General features: G+C 62.6%; 2 protein-coding genes. Both read right to left on the bottom strand.

Going from position 1 to position 1,775, the window contains the following annotated elements; all coding sequences use genetic code 11:
• A partial coding sequence (locus tag VM94_RS28290) for a thiamine pyrophosphate-binding protein (protein ID WP_268762452.1) occupies nucleotides 1-440 on the bottom strand: 440 nt, incomplete at its 3' end.
• The coding region (locus VM94_RS18830) for a bifunctional 5-dehydro-2-deoxygluconokinase/5-dehydro-2-deoxyphosphogluconate aldolase (protein WP_046684866.1) at nucleotides 437-1,775 on the bottom strand (1,339 nt) is incomplete at its 5' end. The genes VM94_RS18830 and VM94_RS28290, both read right to left, overlap by 4 nt.

Here is a 1,775-nt window from a genome sequence, read left to right as displayed (position 1 = left end):
AACGCATCGTTGACGGAAACGCTGCCATCCGTGCCATCTTCCAGCTGCTGCAGCACGGGATCGGGCGCGCGCGAGACGAACACGTCGCCCGGCAACAGCAATACGGGCAAGCGGTTCACGTGCGCCAGGGCGGCGGCCGTCAGCAAGTTGGTGGCGCCCGGGCCGATGGAACTGGTGACGGCCATCATGCGCCGGCGCATGTGGGCTTTCGCGTAAGCGATGGCCGAATGCGCCATCGCCTGTTCATTGTGGGCGCGGTAGGTGGGGAACACCTCCTTGTACTGGTACAGCGCTTCGCCGATGCCGGCGACATTGCCGTGGCCAAAGATGGCGAAGGCGCCGCCGAACAAAGGTTCGCCCTCTTCCGTATGCAGAGCGGCCAGGTAGCGCACCAGGGCTTGGGCCATCGTCAAACGAATCGTCTTATTTTGTGTAGTCATGCCGCACGCTCCAGACGGTTGCGTGTACGCTGCCACAAGCCAATGAGCTGCTCGAAGTTGGCGCGCACGGCGGCGATCAGGCCTGCATCGTCGAGTTCGCCGGCCAGCCAGCCGCGACTCGGTTCCTGGAAGATGGTGCGGCCCACCATGAAGCCGCGGCAGGTCGTACTGGCACTGGCTTGCTCAAAACTGGCGGCCAGGGCGGCAATCGGCGCATTCAAACCCAGCAGGACGACACCACGGCAATACGGATCGCGCTCGTGTACGAGGGCATCGATGGCTTGCCATTGCTGGGCTGACATGCTTTCCAGCTTCCACCATTCGGGATAGATGCCCAGATTATAGAGGCGTTTCACGGCGCGATAGACGGTATCGTCGTGCTGCGGCAAGGACTTGGCAGGGATAATTTCCAGCAGCAACTCATGCCCCGTGATTTGCGCTGCATCATACAGGCCCTTGATCTGCGCTTCCTGCTCCAGGCGGTTTTCCGGCATATCGTCCGGGTGCAGTTGCACCAGGCACTTGATCACGTGTTCCTTGGGCCACTGCGTCAAGCGCGAAGCGAGCGAGCGGCCCCAGTCGAACTGCAGGGGATTCGAGCCCGGCATCTCGACGGGACGGCCGATCCACCAGCCGCGCCCTGTTGCATCGTTGAGCGCATCGGCGCCATAGCGGTCATCGATCAGCACGCCCGTGCCGCCCTGCAAGCCACGCGCAGCTTCCGTCTCGCCCACGGCTTGCACGAACAGTTGCTTGAGCTGTGAAATTCGCGCTTCATCGCTGAAGCCCTGCTGGGCCAGTTCAAAGAATTGCGTGCGATGGTCAAAGGCAAATACGCACAGCTCGTTCCACTCTTTGCGCGCGACCGTCGTGCGGTGCAAACGCGCCAGGGTGGCGTCCTGGTCCGGCTGCGTCAGTTTGACTGCATTGGCGAGAAAATAATCGAGCTCGACGGGCGACGGCATGGCCGGCGCGCAGCCATGGCGCGACACGACGAGGGCGCCGCAGCCATTCGCGTAGCGGCAGCATGCTTCGTAATCCTCGCCGCGCAACCAGCCTTTCAGGAAGCCAGAGATAAAAGCGTCGCCCGCGCCCAGCACGTTCAGCACTTCCACGCGCACGCCTTGATAGTTGAATGCTTCATCGAGACTGGCCGGTATGGCCGCCTCGATCACGGCGCAACCGAGCGGCCCGCGCTTGACGACGAGAGTGGCGCCGCTCACCGAACGTACGGCGCGCAAACTGGCCATGATGTCCGCGCCTCCGCCGGCGATCATGAATTCCTCTTCCGTACCGACGATCAAGTCGAATTGCGGCAGGATGCTTTGCAGATGC

Origin of the sequence: Janthinobacterium sp. KBS0711 (assembly GCF_000988085.1) — a bacterium.
GTDB lineage: Bacteria > Pseudomonadota > Gammaproteobacteria > Burkholderiales > Burkholderiaceae_D > Janthinobacterium > Janthinobacterium lividum_E.
Note: the sequence above shows the minus strand (reverse complement) of the source record. Positions and strands in the feature narration are given on the sequence as shown.